Raw genomic sequence first — 23,313 nt, forward strand, 5'->3', positions numbered from 1 at the left:
CATGGACGCTGCGACGTGGGATGTCACGCCCGCTGGTTTTGCCTGGCGCAAAATAAACGGTGGGAGCGGGCTTACTCGCCCCCACCTTTAATCCTGCTTCAGCCAGAGATTATCTGCGGCGAGGACGACGCTGCTCGTCATCGGTACGAATCGGCACCGGTTGCAGGGGTGGCTCGATCAAGCCCAATGCAACGCCAAGGTCGTGGAGCCAGTTCTGGATTTTCTCTTTCATGGTTTGCCCCCTTTGAGGGAAATGCTGGTCGGCGCAAGTTCTGTCGCCTTTTCCTACATTGATAGTAGCCCTAAGTCCTACGTATTGCTTGAATGAAACCACAACGAACTGTTACTGAATTGATGCAAATCCTGACGGATCGCTCAAGCAATCGCACGTGCGTCTTGCAGGACCTCGGCCCTGCCCTCTTGCTGCAGGTCGATCCATGCGTTGAGGTTAGCGCCGAGCATACCCTTTCGCCACATCAGCCAGGTCGTCGCAGTGGCAAATTGCCCTGTCAGCGGATGAACGGACACGCTGTCCTTACCTGGCAGGCTGTCGAGCATGGATTCGGACATCAGCGCCACCCCTGAACCGGCGATGACACAGGCGAGCATGCCTTGGTAAGACTCGATCTCAATCGCCCGCCCCATGGCGACGTGCTCGTGGGAAAACCAGGTTTCCAGGCGCGCGCGGTAGGCGCAACTGCGGCGAAAAGTGAACACCGAACGGCCAGCAACATCCTGTGGCCCGCGCACCGGTGGGTGGTCGGCTTCGCATATCAGCACCAGGCGTTCTTCGCACAGGGCCACACCGTCCAGGGAGGCAATCGTGATGGGCCCGTCCACAAATGCGGCGTCCAGGCGACCGGTGATCAACCCTTCGAGCAGTTCACCGCTGGGCGCCGACAGCACCTGGAGGTTCACCATCGGATACGCCTTGTGATAGCACGCCAGCAGCTTCGGCAAATGCACTGCTGCCGTGCTGTACATGCTGCCCAGTACAAAATTGCCGGCCGGTTGCCCGCCTTGCACGGCGCCATGGGCTTCATCATGCAGCGCCAGCAGACGAGTGCTGTAGTCCAGCAACACCTTGCCCGCCGGAGAAAGCTGCAAGCGCTGGCGCTCGCGCACGAACAATTCCACGCCAAGCTGTTCTTCCATCTGCTTGAGCCGGGTCGACAAGTTCGACGGCACTCGATGCAGGCGCTCGGCAGCGCGGGTGATGGAGCCCTCTTCCGCCACGGCCTGGAAGATGCGCAATTGACTGAACTCCATGGCTTTCTCCAAAACTGAACAAGTTACTCACTATTATTCATTTTTACAGAAAGTCAATCCGCTCTAGCCTGACGGTATTCGCTTACCCGCAGGACACCCGACCATGTCACCCCTCACCCGCTTACTCGCCAGCTTTATCGCCCTGATGATGGCCATGGGCATTGGCCGCTTCGCCCTTACCCCGCAAATGCCCCACTTGCTCAGTGAAGGCCAGATCGACCTGACCGGCGCCGGACTGATCGCAGCGGCCAATTACCTGGGCTACTTCGTGGGCGCGGTGGATTCGATTTTTGCGCGCAGCCATCACCATGTGCGGGGTCGCCTGTATGGCGGGCTCTGGTTGTGCGTGCTGCTGACCCTGGCGTCGTACTGGGCCCAGGGTTTCTGGCCACACATGCTGTTGCGCTTCGGTACCGGCGTTGCAAGTGCCTGGGCATTGGTGATGATCACCAGCCTGAGCCAGCCGCTGGCGATTGCCGCCGGGCGTGCACGCCTCGGCGCCCTGGTGTTCGCCGGGCCGGGGCTGGGGATTGTATTGACCGGGTTGCTGGCGCTGGGCTCCAACCTGTTGGGCCAAAGCTCTGCAACCTTGTGGCTGATCTACGGCGTAGTGGCGCTGGTGATGCTGCTGGCAATCTTGCCCTTCCTGCCACAGCCGTCCGCCGTCACTGCGCCTGTTGCAAGCCACGCCGACACGGCCAGCAACGGCAGCATTACTCACCTGTGCTCGATCTACGTGTTGTTCGGCCTGGGCTACATCATTCCGGCGACCTTCCTGTCACAGATGGCCAGCGCGCAATTCAAGGGCGCCTGGCAGGCTGATCTGTTCTGGCCCTGCTTTGGTTTGGCCGCGGCGATTGGGGTAGTGGTCGCAAGCCTGCGTCCCAAGGACCCGGACACCACCCGCCGCTGGCTGATGACCACGTTGTGGCTGCAGGCGGCCGGGGTATTCGCCTGCCTGCTGGGCAACGGTTGGGGCCTGGCGCTGGGGGTGTTGCTGTGCGGCGGGCCGTTCCTGGCCTGCATGCAGTTGGTGATGGCGCGCCTGCGGGACGTTGCGCCCCACGGCTATCAGCGCAGCACCGGGCTGCTGACCGCCAGCTTTGCCATCGGCCAATTGAGTGGGCCGTTGCTGGCGTCGGTGAGCAGTCACCTGAGCGGTGGCCTGCAACCGGCGCTGGTGATTGCCGGTGCAGGCCTGTCAGTGGCGGGAGGGGTGTTGGTCAGCCGGCGACCAACGGTGCCGGCGCACGAACCTGCTCACGCCGCGCCAACACCAGGAAAAACAGCCCACCCAGGAAGCAGCCGGTGAACCAGGCAAAGTTAGCCATGCCCTGCAACGCCGGCGTGAAGGTAATCGCAACACCCACCAGTGTCGCAGGCACCAGGGCCTTGACCGCCGTCCAGTTCACACCGCCGTCGAAGTAATAGCGCCCGCTCGGGCTGTCATCGAACAGCGCGTCCACGTCGATCTTCTGCTTTTTGATCAGGTAGAAGTCCACCAGCAGAATCCCGAACAGCGGGCCGATAAAGGCGGCGAGAATATCCAGGGTGTAGTGGATCATCAGCGGGTTATTGAACAGGTTCCACGGGGTGATGAAGATCGACGCCACTGCGGCGATCATGCCACCGGCGCGCCAGCTGATTTTGCTCGGTGCGACGTTAGCGAAGTCGAACGCCGGGGACACGAAGTTGGCAACGATGTTGATGCCGATGGTGGCAGTCACAAATGCAAAAGCGCCCAGCAGCACCGCCATGCTGTTATCAATGCGCGAGACGGTAGCGATCGGGTCATGGAGCATTTCGCCAAACACCGGCAAGGTGCCCGAGACGATCACCACGGTCACCAGGGAAAACGCCAGGAAGTTCACCGGCAAGCCCCAGAAGTTGCCGCGCCGCACGTCCTGCATGCTGCGGCAATAACGGCTGAAATCACCGAAATTCAGGGTCGGCCCGGAAAAGTACGACACCACCAGTGCCGTCGCCACGATCACTTGGCCGAACGCCTGCCAGCCCGACAGGGATTTTTCCGCCAGGGTAAAGCTGATATTCGCCCACCCTGCCTTCCAGACGATCCAGCCGGCCAGGGCAAACATCACCGCATAGACCACCGGCCCCGCCCAATCGATAAAGCGGCGGATGGACTCCATGCCGGCCCAGAACACGGCCGCCTGCAACACCCATAAACTGAGGAAACCAAACCAGCCCAGGTAAGACAGGCCGGCAAAATGCGGCTCTGCAAACACCGCCATCTGTGGGAAAAAGCGCAATACCACAATGATCAGGGCACTCGACGCCAGGTAGGTCTGAATCCCGTACCAAGCCACCGCAATCAAGCCGCGAATCACGGCGGGAATGTTCGCGCCGAACACGCCAAACGCCAGCCGGCAGATCACGGGATAGGGCACGGCGGCCTGCTGGCTGGGCTTGGCCACCAGGTTGGCAATCAATTGCACAATGCAAATGCCTGCCAGCAAGGCAATCAATACCTGCCAACTGGCCAGCCCCAGCGCAAACAGACTGGCGGCGAACACATAGCCACCCACGCTGTGCACGTCACTCATCCAGAAGGCAAAGATGTTGTACCAGGTCCACTTTTGCGGCAGCGGCCCCAGGTCCTGGTTGTACAGGCGGGGGCTGTAGCCTTTGGGCAATTGTTCGGTCATCGCGGGCTCCTCGTCATACCGGCCTGCGCTTCCGTCACGGGGTGCATACGGGAGGCGGCATGGTTTGTATACGAGACAGTCAGCAGAATACGTGCCAATAGCACACAATCCCTCTAAAACCGCGTTCCAAAGGGCTACACAGAGCTTTAGTAACGGGGACTGCGCTCAGCAACGGTGCAGATTAATCCTGTACACAATCACCGGTGCACCCGATGTGCACACAAGTACCCGACCGTGCAGCAAGCCGACGTGAGGAAGGTGCCCCAGGCCATGTCCATCACCGCCAACCCGCCGGACCAGCCTTGCAGCGTGGCCCAGTTGCTCAGGTCATAGGTGCCGTAGGCCACCACGCCCAGCAACGCACCCAGTCGGGCCGCGCGTTGCCAGCTGGCACTGGGCAAGACCACGAACACCACGCAACCGAGGACATATAGGAGATAGAACAGCACTGCGGGCAACAGGCGAGGCTGATCGAGCATCAGCGGACCCAGCAGGGATTTGTAGGTCGGGCCCATGAGGACGCCAAGCCAGAGGCCGTCGAGGATCAGGAAGGCAAGCAAGGTGCCGAGGTAGGCGAAGACAGACTTCTTGGACATTGATGCAGCCTCTGTAGGAGCGAGTTTGCTCGCGAAAATATTCCAGGCGCATCACGGTGTCGGATGGACCTTTTTCGCGAGCAAGCTCGCTCCTACAGAAGAGCAAACCGCACTCAGCTTAGTTCAATGCGATCCGCGTGAATCACGATCTGGCCCTGCTTGTAGAGCGCACCAATGGCCTTCTTGAAGTTGCCCTTGCTCACGCCAAACAAGTTGCTGATCACCGCCGGGTCGCTCTTGTCGCTGACCGGCAAACTGCCGTTGTTTTCACGCAACTTGGCGAGGATCTTCGAGTTGAGGCTGGACGCCGCTTCCTGGCCGACCGGTTGCAGGCTCAGGCTGATGTTGCCATCGGCGCGGATCTCTTTGATAAAGCCTTTCTCTTCCTTGCCCGGGCGCAGAAACTTGAACACTTCGTTCTTGTGGATCAGGCCCCAGTGCTTGTTGTTGATGATCGCCTTGAAGCCCATGTCGGTGGCTTCGGCGACCAGCAGGTCGACTTCCTGGCCCACGACGTAGTTGGCCGGCGTCTTGTCCAGGTAGCGGTCGAGGCGCGCGGTCGCGGTAATACGCTTGGTGTGTTTGTCGAGGTAGACATGTACCACGCAGTATTCACCGGCGGTCATCTGACGTTTCTCTTCCGAATACGGCAGCAACAGATCCTTTGGCAAGCCCCAGTCGAGGAACACGCCAATACTGTTGACTTCCACGACTTTCAAACTGGCAAATTCGCCGACTTGAACTTTCGGTTTTTCGGTAGTGGCGATAAGTTTGTCATCGCTGTCCAGATAAATGAAAACGTTAAGCCAGTCTTCATCTTCACTGGGAATATCTTTGGGGATATACCGATTAGGCAAGAGGATTTCGCCATCTTGCGCACCATCGAGGTACAAACCAAAGTTAGTGTGTTTAACCACTTGCAAGCTGTTGTAGCGCCCGACTAAAGCCATTTCCAATACCCTCATTGCGTGGGCGGCATTCTACCCGAGTTGCGCTTGCCACGCGCGTGCGCCTGAAAAATCGCGGGTTTGCCCGGCGTTCCAGTGGCACCGCCCCGCTCGTCCGATCATTCGGCTGAATTTTGCCACGCCGCCGGTGCCGGCTCAGCCCGTGGTTTCGAGTTAAAACAGTAAGTTAGGGGCTAATATCAAAAATAAACTTTGGCTGTTTTCAGCTGCCGCTCTTATTCCCGGGGGATATTTACCAAGCAATTGTCAAGTATTTCCTGTACGATGCCTGGCCAAGTTAATTTTCTACAGGTTAGTGGCCGCCATGCGTGTAAAAGCATCCAACAGCAAAGCAAAGCCAGCTCCCGCCGTTGAAACCAGCGAATCGATCAACAGCCAGATTGCTGCTTTCCTCAAGTCCGGTGGCGAAATCCAGCAAATTGCCAAGGGCGTGAGCGGCCAGACTTTCGGCCCGTCCAAGCAGATCAGCCTGGGTAAAAAGTAATACCGCGCAGCACATCTGGTCCCTAAGCGTCTTGCCTTCAAGGCGCTAGGACTAGAGCCCGAAATACCCTCTCGCGTCACCTTCAAAACGTGCAAATCGACGAACGGGCCTCACCTCCTGACATTCGCCGGTATGCTTGCACACGTCTAGCACGGGCATCTGCCCTATTTTTCCGTTACTGCTCCTCGCTTTTCATGGAGTGAAGCATGCTTAAACGCTGCATTTTCGTGGCCAGTATTCTGGCGGCCAGCCCTCTCGCCGAAGCGCAGATTTTCCAGCGTGAACTGGGCGACTTCGACCTGAAATTGGGCACCACCCCCAGCCGCAGCATGGCCCAGGGCCTGGTCAAGCCGACCTCGCCGGGCAGTGACTCGTTCCATGGCGGGCTGGACCTGAGCCATGACAGCGGCCTGTACTTCGGCCAGTTTTCGCCGAACATGGGCCTGTCCTCGGCCAGCACTCTCGAAGTCGATTCGTACATGGGGTTCAAGCACCCTTTCGACCAGACCCTGGGCTATGAAGTCGGCCTGATCCACTACAGCTACCCCAAGCTCAGCCCCCTCGACAGCCAGGAGTTCTACGGCGGTCTGAATCTACTCGGCAATCGTTTCGGCGCTTCCTTCAGCAACGACCCGGACCGCCAGGACAGCACGCTGTTCGCCGACCTCGGCGGTACCCAGCCCTTCGGCATCGGCGTCAGCATGAAATACACCACCCATCAGCTGGGCACGCCGGCTTCGGTAGAGGGCGGCACCATCAGCAGCTTCAGCGACTGGTCGGTACAGTTCTCCCGCGCCTGGAAAGGCATCGACCTGGACCTGATCTACAGCGACTCCAGCCTCAGCGGTGGCGATTGTTCGGCCTACTCCGGACACAATTCGCAATGCGATGGCCTGTTGACCCTGAAGGCGGTGCGGTCGTTTTATTGATGGGCTGAACTGTCGCGTGCGCCGCGGGTTCACATGCATTAACTCCCCTCTGCGCAAGGACACGCCCATGTTGCATCGGCTCAAACTGCTGGTGGTATTCCTGACCCTGAGCCTGGTGCTAGCCGGCTGCAACCGTGTGGGCCTGGCCTACCGCAACCTGGACGTGATCATCCCCTGGACCCTCAACGACTACCTGGACATGAACGCCGGGCAGAAGAGCTGGTTCAACGACAAGCTCAAGGACCACCTGGCCTGGCACTGCACCACACAATTGCCGGGTTACCTCGACTGGCTCGACCGCCTGCAAGCAATGGTCGAGAGCAACCAGGTCACCGATGCAGCGCTGCAAACCCGCACGGTTGAGGCCAAGCAGGCGATTGCCGAGGTGGCACGGGAAATCACCCCGTCGGCGATTGAATTGTTACAAGGGTTGGATGACCAGCAGGTCAACGACATGAACGATGCCCTGGCCAAGGACCTGCGCAAACGCCAGGACGAATACCTCAAGCCGCCGCTGGCCAAGCAGATCCAGGACCGCGCCGAGCGTATGAACAAGCGTCTGGATGCGTGGATGGGGCCACTGAGCGATAGCCAGAAGAACCGGGTCATGGCCTGGTCCATCAGCCTGGGCGAGCAGAACGAGCAGTGGATCGGCAACCGTGCCCACTGGCAGGCACAATTCATCGACGCCGTGCAGCAACGCCACAGCGCCGATTTCCCGCAGAAAATCCAGCAACTGCTGGTGGACCGCGAAAGCCTGTGGACACCGGAGTATCGCGCGGCGTATGCCCAGACCGAAGCCGCCGCGCGCAGCCTGATCATCGACGTCATGGCCGACAGCAGCGTGCCGCAACGGCTGAAACTCACCCAGAAAATCGACAAGGTCCGCAGTGACTTCCAGGCGCTCAAATGCCTGAAAAGCGCGCAGTCCTAATTGGGCGCCAGGGTGCCCAACCAGGCCACCAGCGCGAGGACCAGCGCCCCTGCCCCCATCTCCAGCACCATGCTGCGCCGTAGCGCAGCCATGGCAGCGACATAATCACCGGTCGCCACGGACCGTTGCAGAAGCGGCGTCAGGTGGAAACGATTGAGCGCCGCCAGCCCCAGCATCAAGCCAAACAGTCCTAGCTTCAGGCACAACAGGATCGCGTAGACACCGCCGGTAAGGCCCTCCAGATTCAGCCCGACCACCAGCAGATAGTTGACCACACCGGTGCCGATCAGCACCGCGACAAATCCCGCTCCCACATGCTCGAACCCCTTCAGCGCCCTTGCCAGCACCCGAACGTGATAAGCATCGTGCAAAGACGTGCGCCTCGACAACAACCCGAACGCCGCCAACGCCCCGACCCAGCCGCCGGCCGCCAACAGATGCGCGCCGTCGCTGAGGATGTGCCACACACCCAGCGTGCCTTCATGCATCACGCCGTGCCCGGTCCACGCCAGCGTCACCAACGCGGCGGCGCCCGACAACGTGGCCAATGGCAGGCGAGTGCCAAGCGCAGCCACCACCAGCGCCGCCATCCGTAGCCACCACGTCAAGCCCAGGTCGGTCTGCCAGAGCATCATGTGCAGATGCGGCCACAGCGTCTGCCAATCCGTTGCGCCACTCATGGCCTGGGTCAGCGTCAACAGCGACGCCATCGACAGCACTATCCCGACGCCAGCCGTCAGCCGCAGCAGGCCCTTCAAATTCAGCAGCACGCGCTCCGGCGCCTTGAGCCCGTAGAGACCAAAGAGCCCCAGGCCAAACAACAGCATCAGGTCAAGATAGAGCGCAAAGCGCAGTGTGACTTGGGTCAATTCGCTCATGGCTGGACGCTGAACACCACGTTACCGGTAATCGGGTGCGTGTCGGATGACACTGCGCGCCAATCGACCCGGTAGGTGCCGGTAGCCAGTGCAGAGGCCGGCTTGATCAGCATCACCCTGGGGTCGGTGCTCGCCGCGACACTGGCCTTGATGGGCATCGGCGAATTGGGCATGCCGGGCATATCGGTCATGGTCAGCCTGGCCCCGGAAAACTGCGTCAGCAGGTTCTCCGAAAAGCGCAGTTCAATGACGGCCGGCGCGGCACCTTGGGCCCCGGCTGGAGGGAGGGAGGACAACAGTTTCGGATGGGCCGAGGCCGGCAGGCTGATCATCAATCCGACCCACAGCGCCCCCCCTGTTAACGCGGTTTTCAACATCGACATGCAAGGCTCCAGGCCGCTCAAGGCGGCGAGTTATAGGAATAAGAAACCGGTTAAAACCAAAGGCGCACACCGACCACCCAGCGCAGCTGGCTGATGTCTTCGCCTTCGTCGCGAGCGTACTGCGCCGTCCGCCCATAGCTGCGGTTCCAACTCACCCCCACGTAAGGCGCCAACTCCCGGCGCACCTCGTAGCGCAAGCGCAGGCCCAGCTCGCTTTCCGACAGGCCTGCGCCCACCCGGCGCTGCGGATCGTTCTGCGCATAAAAATTGAGTTCGGCCGTCGGCTGAAGGATCAGGCGGTTGGTCAGCAGGATGTCGTAGTCCCCTTCCAGACGTGCCGCGGTGTGGCCCGACTCACCCACAAACAGCGTCGCCTCGGCCTCGAAGTCGTAGAGCGCCATGCCCTGCAGGCCGAACGCCGCCCAGGTCTGGCTATCTGCGGGCTTGAAGTCCTGGCGCACGCCGCCAACCAGGTCCCACCAAGGGCTGATGGCGTGCCCCCACAACGCCTGGGCTTCGGCGCTGTCGGTGCGACCGGCGCTGCGCTCGCCTTCGCTGCGCAGCCACAGGCGGTCGATGTCACCACCGAGCCAGCCCTTGATGTCCCAGTTCAGCGCACCACCGCCACCGCCGCCTTGCCATTCCAGCTGGTTGACCAGCAGCATCGAGTTGATGCCGCTGTCATGCACCACATGCCCGCCCGGCGCGTTGTACACGGCGGCGCGATCAGCGTCGGTGAGCAGCGGGATCGGCGTACGGCTTTCGCTCAGCGCCGGAACCGCCGGGCTCATGCCTTGAAACTCCTCGGCCTGCGCCGGCGAGCCGAATGCCCACCCGGCCAGCGCGATACACACAGATAAAACCCGACGGTTCATGCTCGCTTCCTCATTCATGCACGCGCACTTCACGGAACATGCCCATTTCCATGTGGTACAGCAGGTGACAGTGATAGGCCCAACGCCCCAGGGCATCGGCGGTCACGCGGTAACTGCGGCGCGAGCCCGGCGGCATGTCGATGGTGTGCTTGCGGACCTGGAACTGGCCGTTTTCATCCTCAAGGTCGCTCCACAGGCCGTGCAGGTGAATCGGGTGGCTCATCATCGTGTCGTTGACCAGCACCAGCCGGACGCGCTCGCCATAGGTCAGTTGCAAGGGCTCGGCATCGGAGAACTTCACACCATTGAATGACCAGGCGAACTTCTCCATATGCCCGGTGAGGTGCAATTCAAGGGTGCGCGTGGGATCGCGGCCATCGGGATCGTCGAAGGTGCTGTGCAGGTCGGCATAGGTCAGCACTCGCCGACCGTTGTTGCGCAGGCCGATCCCCGGGTCGTCGAGCTTGGGCACCGGGCTCATCGCCTGCATGTCCACCAAAGGGTTGTTCTGCTCGCTGGCCGGGTGGCTCTGCATCGACATCGCGCCCATCGCACTGTGATCCATGCCGGCCATATCCGGCATGTCCGCCATGGCGCCGTGATCCATCCCACCCATGCCCATGTCGTCCATGGTTATCCACGGGCGCGGCTCAAGCGCCGGTACGGGCGCCGTCGCCCCCGCCTGGCGGGCAAGCGTGCCACGGGCATAACCCGTGCGGTCCATGGACTGGGCAAACAGCGTGTAGGCCGTTGCCGTGGGCTCCACCAGCACATCGAAGGTTTCGGCGACCGCAATGCGGAACTCATCGACGCTGACCGGCTTGACCGGCTGGCCATCGGCGGCGATTACGGTCATCTTCAGCCCCGGGATGCGCACATCGAAATAGGTCATCGCCGAACCGTTGATAAAGCGCAGGCGAATTTTCTCCCCGGCCTCAAATACCCCGGTCCAGTTGAGGCCGGGGGGCTGGCCGTTGAGCAGGTAGGTGTAGGTCTGGCCGCTGACGTCCGCAAGGTCGGTAGGGTTCATCTTCATCTGCGCCCACATCAGCCGGTCGCTGACGGTGGCCGACCAGCCCTGCTTGCCCACATCCCGTACGAAATCGCCCGCGGTGGGCTTATGCCGGTTGTAGTAATCGGACTGCTTCTTGAGGGTCTTCATCAGGGCGACGGGATCTTCGTCGGTCCAGTCCGAGAGCATCACCACGTAGTCGCGCTGGCAGGTGAAGGGCTCGGGCTCCAACGGCTCGATGACCAGCGGGCCGTACACCCCCTGCTGCTCCTGGAACCCGGAATGGCTGTGGTACCAGTAAGTGCCGTGCTGTCTGACCTTGAACTGATAGACAAACACGCCACCCGGCTCGATGCCCTTGAAACTCAGGCCGGGCACGCCGTCCATGGTCGACGGCAACACGATGCCGTGCCAGTGGATCGACGTCGGCTCGCTGAGGCGGTTGTGCACGCGCAGGGTCACGGTGTCGCCCTCACGCCAGCGCAGCAACGGGCCGGGCAGGCTGCCATTGATGGTCAACGCGGTGCGCTGTTGACCCGTGAGGTTGACCGGCGTCTGGTCGATAAACAGAGCGAATTCGCTGCCCGCCAGCACGGTGGGCTCGCCCGCACTTGTCAGCGCCCATACCGGCGTGCGCCATAGCCCGAGCCCGCCGAGCAGGCCGCCGGCGGCCAAGCCTTTGACGAAGGTTCGTCTGGAGGTAGTAGAGTGCATGCCGATTCAAGTCCGTCAGTTGAATGGCAGCAGATTAGGGGGCGCCGGCTGTCAGCAACCTTAGCGGCAGATTACCGATCCGACAGTTTCGGCGTGCCCGGCACCGCCTGGGTGCCGGGGCATGGAGGGGTCAGGCGATCTGCGCTTTGGAGGCCACTTCTGCAAAGGTCGCCGGGTCCAACGCATCGGCCTGCTCATCCAGCACCTGGCGCGGATGATCATTGCCCGGGATGGAGCTGTCGATCAGCGCCAACAGCTGCGCGCCCAGGGCGGTCAGAATGAAATTCTCTCCGTTACCGCCTTCTTCCTCAGGCCGCGACTCGATAAACCCACGCTTGAACAACAGCGCTTCATAGTCCGCGGCGGTCTTTTTCAGCGCATCCAGGTTACCGGTGGACTCGCCCGCCGTGGCCTTCTCGGCCGCTTCCTGCTCGGCGTATTTGCGCGGGGCAAAACTGCCCTCGCCGTTCTGCACTTCATGCAGCAGACGTTCGATCAGATCCCAGTTGTAAGTCGTCATCCTGATTCCTCCTGCAGGCCTAAGGAAAGTAGCCCGTCTGTAGGAGTGACCCTATGGGGCTGTGGCCGTTCATACCAACCGACGGGCGTCATTTCTCTGAACTTTCCAGACGTTCGCCCCCTCAACTGAGCATCACCGCCAAGGAGGTCCGACCATGAAAACCCTGATGAACCTGGCCATCGCCGCCACGTTGCTCACCGCCCTGCCCGCCTGGGCCTGCACCCCGGAAGAGGCCACGGCCAAACGCGAGCAACTGGCCCAGGAAGTGGCCAAACTCACTGAGCAGAACCCGACCAAGGCCAAGGAGATGAACGACGAGCTGCAGAAGATGGACCTGGATACTGAAAGCGCGGAGTTTCCCGACAAGTGCCAGTTGATCGACGCCCGCCTCAAGGAATTGAAAGAAGCGGCGGCCAAAGCGAAAAACTGAGGCCATAAAAAAACCGGACAACGTCCGGTTTTTTCACATCCCTCACGCCTTACTCGGCAGCGGGTGCTTCTGGCTTGCGACGCTTGAGCGGCGCCATGCCATCCTTGCTGACCAGCGACAGGTTGTCGGTCTTCGGCCGGTTGGCGATCTTGCGCTTGGTCGGCGACTTGGCACCGGCCTTTTTCTTCTCGCCCTTGGCGTCGGTCTTTTTCTTCTTCACGCCAACGGCCTTGCCCGATGCCTTGACCTTCTTCGGCCCGGTGTAGGTGCCTTTGACTTCCTTGATGGTGCGGCGCTCGAACGACTGCTTGAGGTAGCGCTCGATGCTTGACATCAGGTTCCAGTCGCCGTGGCAGATCAGCGAGATCGCCAGGCCATCGTTGCCCGCACGCCCGGTACGGCCGATACGGTGCACGTATTCGTCGCCGCTGCGGGGCATGTCGAAGTTGATGACCATGTCCAGGCCGTCCACGTCCAGGCCGCGCGCGGCGACGTCGGTGGCGACCAGGATCTTCACGCCGCCGGCCTTGAGACGGTCGATCGCCAGTTTGCGGTCCTTTTGGTCTTTCTCGCCGTGCAGCACGAACGCCTTGTAGTCCTGGGCTACCAGGCGGCCGTAGATGCGGTCGGCGGCAGCGCGGGTGTTGGTGAACACGATGGCCTTCTGATAGGTCTCGTTGGCCAGCAACCAGTTGAGGATCTGTTCCTTGTGCACGTTGTGGTCAGCGGTGACGATCTGCTGGCGCGTGGTGGCGTTCAGGTCGCTGACGTTGTTGACCTGCAGGTGCTCAGGGTTGTTCAGGACCTTGGCGACCATCTCGCGCAGGGTCGAACCACCGGTGGTAGCGGAGAACAGCATGGTCTGCTGGCGGTTCACGCATTCAGCCACCAGGCGTTGCACGTCGTCGGCAAAGCCCATGTCGAGCATGCGGTCGGCTTCGTCGAGCACCAGCACCTCGACTTCCTTGAGGTCAAGGTTGCCGGCATTGAGTTGCTCGATCATGCGCCCAGGCGTGCCGATCAGGATGTCCGGCACCTTGCGCAGCATGGCGGCCTGGACCTTGAAGTCTTCGCCACCGGTGATCAGGCCGGACTTGATGAAGGTGAACTGCGAAAAGCGCTCGACTTCCTTCAAGGTCTGCTGGGCCAGCTCGCGGGTCGGCAGCAGGATCAGAGTCTTGATGCTGACGCGGACCTTGGCCGGGCCGATCAGGCGGTTAAGAATCGGCAGCACGAAAGCGGCGGTCTTGCCACTCCCGGTTTGAGCCGTCACCCGCAGGTCACGCCCTTCGAGCGCGAGCGGGATGGCCGCTGCCTGCACAGGCGTAGGCTCGACAAATTTAAGCTCGGCCACGGCTTTGAGCAGGCGTTCGTGCAGGGCGAATTGGGAAAACACGGGTGCTACCTCGAAGAAATACAAAAAATCAGCTGCATAGGGTACCGGTTTCGGGCGTCCAAACCGAGTGTCTTTACGCGAACGGCGCTAATCAGTTGCTTTTTTGTCAGAGCATTTGTCCACGGCATCAACTTTGTTGCACTTAAATGCTCTAATCGCGCCGTCTTGTCTTACAGAAGAATCGGTTTCATCCATGGATATCAAACAGCTCTGGCTCAACGTCCAAGACCTCTGGGGCACCCTCGACGAACACCCGCTGCTGCATGCCAGCCTCGGTTTCCTGGTGTTGCTGGTGGTGGCCCTGCTGCTCGGACGTGTGGCGCGTTACCTCATCCTCCACGCCGTCAAATTGCTTGGCCGGCAACCGGCGCTGCACTGGCTCAACGACCTGCGGCACAACAAAGTCTTCCACCGCCTGGCGCAGATGACGCCGTCGCTGGTGATCCAGTTCGGCCTGTACCTGGTGCCGGACCTGAGCAAGACCGCCATCCTGTTTATCGGCAATGTGGCCCTGGCCCTGACCATCCTGTTCCTGATGCTGGCCATGAGCGCCCTGCTCAACGCCCTGCTGGACATCTATGCGCGCACCGAACACGCGCGTACCCGCTCGATCAAGGGCTACGTGCAGTTGGCGAAGATGGTGCTGTACGTGTTTGGCGCGATCATCATCGTCGCGACCCTGATTGACCGTTCGCCACTGTTGCTGCTGTCGGGCCTGGGTGCGATGTCGGCGGTGATCCTGTTGGTCTACAAGGACACGCTGTTGTCATTCGTCGCCAGCGTGCAATTGACCAGCAACGACATGCTGCGCGTCGGCGACTGGATCGAAATGCCCCAGGTCGGCGCCGATGGCGATGTGGTGGACATCACCCTGCACACGGTCAAGGTGCAGAACTTCGACAAGACCATCGTCTCCATCCCGACCTGGCGCCTGATGTCGGAATCGTTCAAGAACTGGCGCGGCATGCAGGCCTCGGGTGGGCGACGCATCAAGCGCAGCCTGTTTATTGATGCCAGCGGCGTGCGCTTTTTGCGTGACGATGAAGAAGTGCGCATGACCCAGGTGCACCTGCTCACCGACTACATCGGGCGCAAGCAGGCCGAACTCAAGGCCTGGAACGAAGCCCAGGGCCACAGCGCGCAACTGTCGGCGAACCGCCGGCGCATGACCAACCTCGGCACCTTCCGCGCGTATGCCCTGGCCTACCTCAAAAGCCATCCGGACATCCAGCCGAACATGACCTGCATGGTGCGCCAGATGCAAACCACCGCCGAGGGCGTGCCGCTGGAGATCTACTGCTTTACCCGCACCACCGTGTGGGCCGATTACGAGCGGATCCAGGGGGATATTTTCGACTACCTGCTGGCCGTGTTGCCGGAGTTCGGATTGAACCTGTACCAGCAACCCAGCGGCACCGACTTGCGCACCGGGATACTGGCCCTGGCAGGCACTGCCCGAACCTTGGAAACCCCGGCGTAGTGACAACGATATCGACGAGGGGCTGGCAAGCGCCTCGTCGCTATATAGGACGATGGGCGCAACCGTATTCATCTAAACACGACCGATAAAAGCCAGCGTCTATGTATAGCCGCTGCTGCCGATTATTCAACGGGCCCACCCCATAAAGAAAATTTCTCCTACGCCTTTAGTGAATTTCACTACTTGCGCGCACTATTTCTAATCTGTTTTAAAAAAAATCCACGCCTTAGCATCTGGCCATCAAACAACGCCAGCAAAAGGCCCCCCTCATGTTATGGACAACTCAGCTTTCCGATAATGCAGCAGACTTTGTATTAAGTTCGAATGCCGAAGCATTGACCCACTATTGTGGTGCTGGCGCCTTTGCTCAACCCCACGATTTTTATACCCAAAACCCCTACCAGCGCCCTTCGCGGCCGCAGGACGTAACCGATTCAATCATCACCACCTGCCTGACCAGCGACCAGCTTTCAAACAGCCAGCATCTATTGGCACAGCGGTTGTTATTGAATATCTACGAACAAGACCTGGTCTTCTTGCCCAAGCCGCCATTGGAACTGGACTTCAAGGCGTTCAAGCGTTTCTATGATCCGCAGCACGCAGCCAGTGGCAAAAAGATCCGCCCGTTGCTGGAACACTACTTGTACAACTGGCTCAAGGAAGAAGTACATATCAATGGCCCTTGGTGCCTGGACTCTTTTATCGCCCACACCGATAAAGTATTGGATGACGTCGCCCGATCCGAGTCCAAACTCCATGAAGTGCTGACCACCAGCCGCCATCCCGAGCGAGCCGCCAGGTTTTTCATGACGCAATGTGCGGGAGACTTCCTCAGTGAAGCATCGGCCATGGCCCGCAACGTACTGGGCAACAGCGGTGCGTACACCAGCGAATTGTTCAAGATCCTGATCGACGAGTATGGCTACGGCGTCGACAAAAAGAAGCACAGCACCATTTTTGAAGACATGCTCCAGGACATGGGCATGTCCCATCACGTGCACCACTACTGGCAGTTCTATACGCCGGCGTCGCTGTCGCTCACCAACTACTTCCACTACGTATCGGCCAACCATGGCGAGCTTTTCCGCTATATCGGCGCCATGTACTACACCGAAGCTACATTGGCGCTGACCACCAAGCACCAGTCACGCGCGATCAAGACCATCTTCAACGGCAGCGTCTCCACGGGCTATTTCGATGAGCATGCCCACATCGATGTGCACCACGGAAGAATGGCCCTCCAGCGCCTGATCATTCCCATGATCAAGCAGTTCGGCCCCCAGATCATCCCCGACCTTATTCGCGGCTTTGAAGAGTTCAGGCTGCTTCAGGACATCGCCGACGAAGAGTTGTATGCCCATATCAACTGGCATGACGCGTTCGATGAGCATCGCGCACAGGCAGCGGCGCTCCAGGGCCACAAACCGGTGGACCTGAGGATTACCGAGACCGAACACGAGCTGTCGGTGCTGCATACCCACCCGAATGACGAACTGTTCTGGGTCGAATCAGGCGAGCTGGAGTTCGTCGCCAGCCCCGAACTGACGGTGCGCCTCAAGGCCGGCGAAGGCGTGGTAATTCCCAAGGGAATGCTGCACGGCACCCGCATCACCAGCCCGTCCTGCACGTACACCGTCACCGCCATCTGAGTAGGCAACCCAATGAAAGCCATCAGCCTGAATATCACCCACGCCAACTATGTGGCCGTGGGGGAAAGAACCTACTTTCTCAAGCGTCATGCGTATTCGACGCAATTGCTGCCCACCGCATGCCCCCATCGTGGCGGCCCGCTGCACATGGGCGAAGTGACAGGCGACGGCCAAAGCGTGATCTGTCCCTGGCACGACAACGCCTACAAGGTCTGCAACCTGGAAAAAAAAGCACTGCCCACGGTGCGCGTCAGAAACCAGATCAGCACCGTCGTCGGCGACACCGAGCGCTGTGTGCCGCTGCTTAAAATCTCCCGCTACAACTGATGAAGCCCATGAATACTAAATCGACATTGACCGCGTTCTATTCAATCGTGACCCTGTTCACCGGCCTCGACATGGCGATTGTCATCGCGATGGTCTGGTTCGGCCTGGAGACCACCGGTTCAACATTCCTGGTCGGCGCCACCTTGTGCGTGGCGACCGTGGTGCCCTATTTGTGCGAACAGTACATCGGCAAGTTCTTTACCATTGAGCTCAGCCTGAAACGACTGCTGTACATTCGCCTGGCGGCCTTCGCCGCAGTACTGGGGCTGTCGTTTACCCAGGCCGCCTTGCTGCCGATCGGCTTCCTGGCCATCGCGTTCGTGGTGGGCGTCACCGACTACTTCACCATCAGCACCCTGGAATCGAAAAATACCAAGCTGGTGCTGGCCGGCCTCACCGACAGCGATACCTGCGCGCGGTTGATGCAAACCTCCATCCAGATCGGTGCTTTCGGCGGTGCGCTGCTGGGAGGGTTGATCGTGGATGTGTTCTCGGTCAACCAGACGCTGCAGATCATCAGCCTGGCGGCGATCCTCTCGCTCGCGGCCATTCTCCTGGTGGCCGACAACCCCAACGAACATACCGCCGAACAGGCCACTGGGGCCTCCAATGCACCACCGCTGGAGCTGCCGCGCAACCTCTACATTCTGATCATCGTGTTGAGCATGATCGGCTTCCATATCGGCGCGTTCAACAGCCTGGTGCCCATCGTTTTTCAAAAGCTCAATGAGTGGAATGCCACCCTGTTTGGCGTCGCCAGTGGCCTGGCCGGCCTGGGCGCCTTCAGCGCCGCGGTATTGCCGCGCATCAAGCTCAACAGCTACGGAGCCATCTCGCTGGTGATACTGGCGGACGTGGCAATCGTCTACTTCCAGAACCTCTACGTGATGATGGCTGCGGCCTTCCTGCTGGGTTTTTGCATCAACAGCCTGCGGATCCAGCTGCGTAAAACCCTGATCGAGTCGGCGCCCAACGCCCGGGTAGCCGATGTGATCGCGGCCAAGAGTTCGCTCTACTACCTGCTGGTCAGTGGCTCGGCACCGATGATCCTGACGTTCTTCACCACCTCGGGATTTCTCGGACTCGAAGGCGCCCGCCTGTTGATGATCGTCTCCGCCGGCCTGTTGGCCACCGCCGTACTGGCGTGGAACCTGACCCCGGCCGCCGCGCCCACCGCCACCACGGAATAAGGAATGCACGACGTGAAAACCGTACTGATCGTTGACCCGTTCTCCACGGGCAAACTCTACGCGCCCTTGCTCAACGCACAGGGCATACGGTGCATCGCCGTGATCTCCACACGCGCCTTGCCTGAACACTTCACCAACGACCTGATCACAGAGAACTTCCATGAGGTGTATGCCTGGGAAGAGAGCCTGTTGATTACCCTGGAAGCCTTGTCACCGAGCGCCGTGATCGCCGGTTGCGAAACCGCGATCTACCTCACGGACTACCTGACGGAGCTGCTCGACATCCCGGGCAATAGCCGTATCACCAGCGACCTGCGACGCAACAAGTTCTCCATGCAGCAGGCGCTGAAAAAATACCAGTTGGCCCACATCGATTCGCACTTGCTGAGCTCACCGAGCCGCATCGGCGAAGTGCTGGCCAAACTCGACGAGGCGGCCACCTATGTGGTCAAGCCGCTGAACTCGGCCGCCACCGAAGGCGTGGTGTTTGCCCAAGGCAAGCGCGAAGTGGAGACCGCCTTGAAAAACGCGGCCTGGCAGCAGAAAAACGACCTGGGCGAAGTCAACCTCGGTTTTATCGTGCAGTCGTTCATAGCGGGACCGGAGTACGTGGTGGATATGGTCGCCTTTGACGGCACCTACGTCGTTGCCAGCGTCTGCAAGTACACCAAGATCCAGAAGAACGGCAGCATGTTTGTCTACGAAAGCCTCGACACCCTCGACCCGCGGGCTGAAGAACTGCAACCGCTGACCGACTACGCGCGCCAGGCGGCAGCGGCCCTGGGCGTGCGGGTCGGGCCGATTCATATGGAAATCATCTGGTCTGAGGCCGGGCCGGTGATGATCGAGGCCGGCGGTCGCTTGCACGGCGGCATCGCGCCCCTGCTGTTCCAGCAGGTGTATCACCCCGACTTGCTGTCACTGTCGATCGACAGCTACCTCGGCCACCCACGCCCCCAGGCCGATGCGGTCAGCCAGATCAGCCATGGCCGGATCGGTTTCTTCTGTTCCGATGAACGCCATGCCTTCGCTCCTCCCTCACCCCAGGCCATACAAAGCGCGCAGGCGGACGAGGCCTATTGCGGGCACCGTTATTTCATCGGCGCCGGCGATACCACGCCGGTCACGATCGACTTCGCCACCTGTCCAGGGCTGTTCTGGCTGCAAAGCCCTTCGGCGCAGCAACTGGACACCAGTACCGCCAACCTGCGAAAAAAACTGTGGGGCTAAGGTTATGAAAAGTCGTTTGATCATCAGAAAGTCAGCCTGTGAGCTGGGCATCAATAATGCGTGCGCCGCCGTGATCGAAGACATCACCGTGTCGGATGACCAGAGCTTCGTCGGGGTACTGCAAAGTAACCTGAACCACGTGGCCTCGCGCCTTAACGAGCTGGACTCGAACGTCGTGTACGAAGGGTTTGCCAAACAGCTCAAGAAACTCGGCTACGAAAATACCGTGAGTGCCAACGAAAAGCTGCTGCGCCGCTTCATCGCCAAAGGCGTGTACCCCATCAACAACATCGTCGACGCCTATAACGCGGTCGCGATCCGACATGGGGTCAGCATCGGCGTGCACACCTATCATCAGAAGGATGACATCTACGTGATGCGGTCGGAAAAGCCGAGGGTGCTACGCCCCCTGTTCGCCAAGAAGGCCATCACGATTCCCGTCGGCGATATCGTCTATACCTGCGGTGATGTGCCGTTGGCGAGCATCGGCAAGGTGGATGCCGATGCCCATGACTTCCGGCTGACAAAAGACTCGTCGAGGTTGTTGGTGGTGATCCTGGGGCACGACGACACATCGTTCCAGTTCAACCAGGCGGTCATCGAAGAACTCGTGGACACCCTGCGCCAGAAAATGCCGAACCTGAGCCATCATTTTCTTGAAACCGTGCGCGACCACGCCTGAAGCCAGCACATGAAGGGCTGGCCGGCGCCTAGCGCCAGGCCTTCAGCACCGGGTTGACCACCACTTCCTTCACATGCTCGATCTTCAGCAGGCTGTCCTTGAAGACCATCAGCTCTTCAAAGCTCCTGTACCGAACGTCGAGCATCATGTCCACGTCGCCAAACAGTGAATAGGCATGCACTACCTGGCTGAACTGCTGGATCTTCGGAAACACCAGATGGCAGTTGCTGCCATTGAGCGTCAGCATCAAGAACGCCGCTTGCAGGGTCTCATCGCCCTCGGCGACGTTGATGGTGAAGCCCAGGATGATGCCTTTCTCAATCAGCTTTTGAACACGCGACTCCACTGCGGTTCGAGACTTATGAACTTGCCGCGCCAATTGCGCCAGGCTGACTCGGGAGTCATCCTTCAAGGCTGCAATGATCAGTTCATCAATCTTGTCCACTCTGCCGCCCCCACACCGTTCTTTTCGATAGCAGACTTTCATTGCCGCTCACGCTTGCCTTCGACCGATCACGTCGCAGACTGTACGCCAGGCGCGGGCTTTACGCCCAATCGACTTATCCACACCGCCCCCAGGATCACCAGGCCACCCAAGGCCAGGCGACCCAGCGGCTCGTGCTGGTTCCAGATCAGCAGGTTCAGCAACAATCCTACCGGCACATGCAGGTTGTTCATCACCGCCAGGGTTCCGCCATGCACCAGGCAGGCGCCTTTGTTCCACCAATAAATGCCAAGGGCAGTGCTGACCAGCCCGAGGAACAGCAAGACACCCCATTGCAGCGGCGCTTGCGGCAGGAAATCGGCCTTGCCGAACAACAGGAACGCCGGCAACACCACCAGCAACGCACCGAGGTAGAAATAACCGAAACGCCGGTAGTGCGGCAGGTCACTCGGGTAGCGTGCCACCAGGTGCTTGTACATCACTTGCCCGGCGGCGTAGGTGAAGTTAGCCAGTTGCAGCAGCAGGAAGCCCATCAGGAAGTGCGGGGTGATCTGGTCGAAGCGAATCACCGCCGCCCCCGCCACTGCCACCAGGGCAGCAACCAGTGCCCACGGGTTGAAGCGCCGGTTGAGCGCATCCTCGATCAGGGTCACGTGTAACGGCGTGAGAATGGTGAACAGCAGCACCTCCGGCACCGTGAGCACACGAAAGCTCAGGTACAGGCACACATAGGTCACGCCAAACTGCAGCGCGCCGATCACCAGCAGGCCGCGCATAAAGGCAGGTTCGACCGAGCGCCAGCGGGTCAGCGGGATAAAGACCAGCCCGGCCAGCACGACACGCACCAGCACCGCGAAGTAGCTGTCGACGTGACCGGCGAGGTATTCGCCGATCAAGCTGAAGGAAAATGCCTGAATCAGGGTGACAACCAGTAGATAGCCCATGTGCGCCTCGCATCGAATGGGCGGGACATTAAAGGTTTTCGGCGATTGAAGAAACTCGGGGCAAAAAAAACCCGACCTCGCTAAAGCGGCAGTCGGGCAGGAGCACTCAGGAGCAACAAGTGCAAAGGGAGGTTCGTACGCGTACTTGAAGGGTTGGCGTGGAGCGATATAAACACCGCGCGATTATCTGACGATTAAAGGATCAACCACCTCATGCCACGAGCTGTACCAGCTGGGCCTTGGCGTGGTTGATGCCCTTTTCCTGGAAGTCCCCGCTCAGGTTCACCCCTTCGGCGTGAATGAAAGTGACATCGTGGATGCCGATAAAGGCCATGACCTGGCGCAGGTACGGTTCCTGGTGATCGGAACTGGCGCCGGTGTGGATGCCACCCCGCGCGGTCAACACAATGGCACGCTTGCCGGTCAACAAACCTTGCGGCCCGGTGGGGGTGTACTTGAAGGTCACACCCGCCCGCAACACGTGATCCAGCCAGGCCTTGAGGGTGCTGGGGATGGCGAAGTTGTACATCGGTGCGGCCATCACCAGCACGTCGGCGGCCAGCAGTTCGTCGGTCAACTCGTTGGAGCGGTCGAGGGAAGCCTGTTCGTTACCGTTGCGCTGATCCGCCGGTTTCATCCAGCCGCCGAGCAGGTTGGCGTCCAGGTGCGGAACCGGGTTGAGCGCCACGTCACGTACCGTGATCCGGTCCATCGGGTGGGCGGCCTGCCATTGGCTGATGAACTGCTGGGTCAGTTGGCGGGAGATCGAATCCTGCTGGCGGGCGCTGCTTTCGATGATCAGAACATTGGACATGGCTTCGTAGGCTCCATCTGTAATTGCTGTAAGTCGATGGAGTGGAGATTAGACAGAGCCAATTCGATAAAAAAGCGCAAAAAACTGCTATAACCCATCTATAAATTTGTTTATAAGCGGAGTATCCCGATGGGCATGCTCCGCTGCTGTGTTATTTCGGCGCGCAGGCCAACGCGATACGCATCTTGATAATGGCGCGGTTGAACTTGACCGTGGTGTTGGTGCTTTTCCCCGCCGGCACCGTAACCGTGCGACGACGCGGCGATTCCGGGCCGTTGGTGAACGTTACCGAACACACGGCGTCCTGGGTGCCGTAGTTATTCAGCTGGATCGAGCTGATATCGCCGTCCACGTCGGAGGCGGTGTAATCGATGCTCACGCCGTCGATCTTTTTCGTCACGTCGATGGGGTAGGCAAACGCGCTCATCGGCAGCAGCGTCAGCAACACACAACAGAATTTTCTCATTCGGCAGTCTCCAATAGGGACCGCCAGCTTAG

General features: G+C 60.1%; 26 protein-coding genes. 11 read left to right on the plus strand and 15 right to left on the minus strand.

All coding sequences use genetic code 11. The features are described 5' to 3' along the window. Positions 1-109: 109 nt before the first annotated feature. Together BFP99_RS33540 and BFP99_RS05825 are read right to left on the minus strand one after the other, a co-directional pair. Positions 110-232: a PA1414 family protein gene (locus BFP99_RS33540; RefSeq protein ID WP_003193089.1), complete on the minus strand. Its 123-nt coding sequence runs from the start codon at positions 230-232 to the stop codon at positions 110-112. Between the two features lie 143 nt (positions 233-375). Further along, on the minus strand, positions 376-1,269 hold the full coding sequence (locus tag BFP99_RS05825) for a putrescine utilization regulator PtrR (RefSeq protein WP_065946851.1): 894 nt from the start codon (positions 1,267-1,269) through the stop codon (positions 376-378). A 103-nt stretch (positions 1,270-1,372) separates the two neighbouring features. On the opposite strand from BFP99_RS05825, the gene BFP99_RS05830 reads away from it, so the two are divergent. Next, positions 1,373-2,581 carry an MFS transporter gene (locus BFP99_RS05830; protein WP_065946852.1) on the plus strand — a complete coding sequence of 403 codons (1,209 nt, stop codon included), beginning with the start codon at positions 1,373-1,375 and terminating at the stop codon, positions 2,579-2,581. On the opposite strand, the gene BFP99_RS05835 is transcribed toward BFP99_RS05830, so the two are convergent. The 3 genes from BFP99_RS05835 to BFP99_RS05845 form a co-directional block, all read right to left on the minus strand. Then, complete coding sequence (locus BFP99_RS05835) at positions 2,493-3,935, minus strand: NCS1 family nucleobase:cation symporter-1 (RefSeq protein ID WP_065924700.1); 1,443 nt, start codon at positions 3,933-3,935, stop codon at positions 2,493-2,495. The two genes, BFP99_RS05830 and BFP99_RS05835, sit on opposite strands and share 89 nt — an antisense overlap. Positions 3,936-4,132: 197 nt before the next feature. Further along, complete coding sequence (locus BFP99_RS05840; protein WP_065946853.1) at positions 4,133-4,531, minus strand: DUF2177 family protein; 399 nt, start codon at positions 4,529-4,531, stop codon at positions 4,133-4,135. Positions 4,532-4,644: 113 nt separating this feature from the next. Further along, entirely contained in the window at positions 4,645-5,481 is an 837-nt protein-coding gene (locus BFP99_RS05845; protein WP_053133042.1) for a CvfB family protein, read from the minus strand. 322 nt (positions 5,482-5,803) lie between these two features. Here BFP99_RS05845 and BFP99_RS05850 point away from each other — a divergent pair, with 322 nt between their 5' ends. The 3 genes from BFP99_RS05850 to BFP99_RS05860 all read left to right on the plus strand — a co-directional run bounded on the left by BFP99_RS05850 (position 5,804) and on the right by BFP99_RS05860 (position 7,846). After that, positions 5,804-5,983 carry a hypothetical protein gene (locus tag BFP99_RS05850; RefSeq protein ID WP_003193095.1) on the plus strand — a complete coding sequence of 60 codons (180 nt, stop codon included), beginning with the start codon at positions 5,804-5,806 and terminating at the stop codon, positions 5,981-5,983. Between the two features lie 206 nt (positions 5,984-6,189). Then, positions 6,190-6,912: a TorF family putative porin gene (locus BFP99_RS05855; protein ID WP_027603777.1), complete on the plus strand. Its 723-nt coding sequence runs from the start codon at positions 6,190-6,192 to the stop codon at positions 6,910-6,912. Positions 6,913-6,979: 67 nt separating this feature from the next. Next, positions 6,980-7,846 carry a DUF6279 family lipoprotein gene (locus tag BFP99_RS05860; RefSeq protein ID WP_065924702.1) on the plus strand — a complete coding sequence of 289 codons (867 nt, stop codon included), beginning with the start codon at positions 6,980-6,982 and terminating at the stop codon, positions 7,844-7,846. Here the strand turns inward: BFP99_RS05860 and copD are convergent. The 5 genes from copD to BFP99_RS05885 form a co-directional block, all read right to left on the minus strand. After that, positions 7,843-8,724, minus strand: a complete 882-nt coding sequence (copD, locus tag BFP99_RS05865; protein WP_065946854.1) for a copper homeostasis membrane protein CopD — start codon at positions 8,722-8,724, stop codon at positions 7,843-7,845. The genes BFP99_RS05860 and copD overlap by 4 nt on opposite strands. After that, complete coding sequence (gene copC / locus BFP99_RS05870; RefSeq protein WP_027603774.1) at positions 8,721-9,107, minus strand: copper homeostasis periplasmic binding protein CopC; 387 nt, start codon at positions 9,105-9,107, stop codon at positions 8,721-8,723. Before copC ends, copD begins: the two co-directional genes overlap by 4 nt. Positions 9,108-9,157: 50 nt before the next feature. Then, positions 9,158-9,982 (minus strand): copper resistance protein B, encoded by an 825-nt coding sequence (locus BFP99_RS05875; protein WP_065946855.1) that lies wholly within the window; start codon positions 9,980-9,982, stop codon positions 9,158-9,160. A gap of 10 nt (positions 9,983-9,992) precedes the next feature. Then, positions 9,993-11,708, minus strand: coding sequence for a copper resistance system multicopper oxidase (locus BFP99_RS05880; protein ID WP_065946856.1), 1,716 nt, complete (start codon positions 11,706-11,708; stop codon positions 9,993-9,995). Between the two features lie 130 nt (positions 11,709-11,838). Then, a complete protein-coding gene (locus BFP99_RS05885; RefSeq protein WP_017134854.1) occupies positions 11,839-12,228 on the minus strand; it encodes a hypothetical protein in 390 nt (129 codons plus the stop codon). Positions 12,229-12,382: 154 nt separating this feature from the next. Between BFP99_RS05885 and BFP99_RS05890 the strand changes: the two genes are divergently transcribed. Next, entirely contained in the window at positions 12,383-12,658 is a 276-nt protein-coding gene (locus tag BFP99_RS05890) for a hypothetical protein (RefSeq protein ID WP_065940618.1), read from the plus strand. 49 nt (positions 12,659-12,707) lie between these two features. Here the strand turns inward: BFP99_RS05890 and BFP99_RS05895 are convergent, their stop codons facing one another. Next, the gene (locus tag BFP99_RS05895; protein ID WP_027603770.1) at positions 12,708-14,054 is read right to left on the minus strand and encodes a DEAD/DEAH box helicase; all 1,347 of its coding nucleotides are present in this window, start codon (positions 14,052-14,054) and stop codon (positions 12,708-12,710) included. Positions 14,055-14,247: 193 nt separating this feature from the next. Here BFP99_RS05895 and BFP99_RS05900 point away from each other — a divergent pair, with 193 nt between their 5' ends. The 6 genes from BFP99_RS05900 to BFP99_RS05925 all read left to right on the plus strand — a co-directional run bounded on the left by BFP99_RS05900 (position 14,248) and on the right by BFP99_RS05925 (position 20,612). After that, positions 14,248-15,534, plus strand: coding sequence for a mechanosensitive ion channel family protein (locus BFP99_RS05900; protein ID WP_065924707.1), 1,287 nt, complete (start codon positions 14,248-14,250; stop codon positions 15,532-15,534). A 269-nt stretch (positions 15,535-15,803) separates the two neighbouring features. Then, complete coding sequence (locus tag BFP99_RS05905; RefSeq protein WP_065946857.1) at positions 15,804-17,183, plus strand: iron-containing redox enzyme family protein; 1,380 nt, start codon at positions 15,804-15,806, stop codon at positions 17,181-17,183. Between the two features lie 12 nt (positions 17,184-17,195). Then, the gene (locus BFP99_RS05910) at positions 17,196-17,510 is read left to right on the plus strand and encodes a Rieske 2Fe-2S domain-containing protein (RefSeq protein ID WP_065924709.1); all 315 of its coding nucleotides are present in this window, start codon (positions 17,196-17,198) and stop codon (positions 17,508-17,510) included. Between the two features lie 8 nt (positions 17,511-17,518). Next, on the plus strand, positions 17,519-18,700 hold the full coding sequence (locus tag BFP99_RS05915; protein WP_065946858.1) for an MFS transporter: 1,182 nt from the start codon (positions 17,519-17,521) through the stop codon (positions 18,698-18,700). A 3-nt stretch (positions 18,701-18,703) separates the two neighbouring features. Beyond that, the gene (locus tag BFP99_RS05920) at positions 18,704-19,930 is read left to right on the plus strand and encodes an ATP-grasp domain-containing protein (protein ID WP_065946859.1); all 1,227 of its coding nucleotides are present in this window, start codon (positions 18,704-18,706) and stop codon (positions 19,928-19,930) included. 4 nt (positions 19,931-19,934) lie between these two features. Then, a complete protein-coding gene (locus BFP99_RS05925) occupies positions 19,935-20,612 on the plus strand; it encodes a phenylalanine--tRNA ligase beta subunit-related protein (RefSeq protein WP_027603764.1) in 678 nt (225 codons plus the stop codon). Between the two features lie 28 nt (positions 20,613-20,640). On the opposite strand, the gene BFP99_RS05930 is transcribed toward BFP99_RS05925, so the two are convergent. From BFP99_RS05930 to BFP99_RS05945, 4 genes are all read right to left on the minus strand, one after another. After that, positions 20,641-21,057 carry an Lrp/AsnC family transcriptional regulator gene (locus BFP99_RS05930; protein ID WP_027603763.1) on the minus strand — a complete coding sequence of 139 codons (417 nt, stop codon included), beginning with the start codon at positions 21,055-21,057 and terminating at the stop codon, positions 20,641-20,643. Between the two features lie 68 nt (positions 21,058-21,125). Continuing rightward, on the minus strand, positions 21,126-22,001 hold the full coding sequence (locus tag BFP99_RS05935) for a carboxylate/amino acid/amine transporter (RefSeq protein ID WP_027603762.1): 876 nt from the start codon (positions 21,999-22,001) through the stop codon (positions 21,126-21,128). A gap of 211 nt (positions 22,002-22,212) precedes the next feature. After that, entirely contained in the window at positions 22,213-22,815 is a 603-nt protein-coding gene (locus tag BFP99_RS05940; RefSeq protein ID WP_065924713.1) for an FMN-dependent NADH-azoreductase, read from the minus strand. Between the two features lie 151 nt (positions 22,816-22,966). Beyond that, positions 22,967-23,281 carry a hypothetical protein gene (locus tag BFP99_RS05945; RefSeq protein ID WP_027603760.1) on the minus strand — a complete coding sequence of 105 codons (315 nt, stop codon included), beginning with the start codon at positions 23,279-23,281 and terminating at the stop codon, positions 22,967-22,969. Between the last annotated feature and the right edge of the window lie 32 nt (positions 23,282-23,313).

Source organism: Pseudomonas sp. 1 R 17 (genome assembly GCF_900067035.1).
Lineage (GTDB): Bacteria > Pseudomonadota > Gammaproteobacteria > Pseudomonadales > Pseudomonadaceae > Aquipseudomonas > Aquipseudomonas marginalis.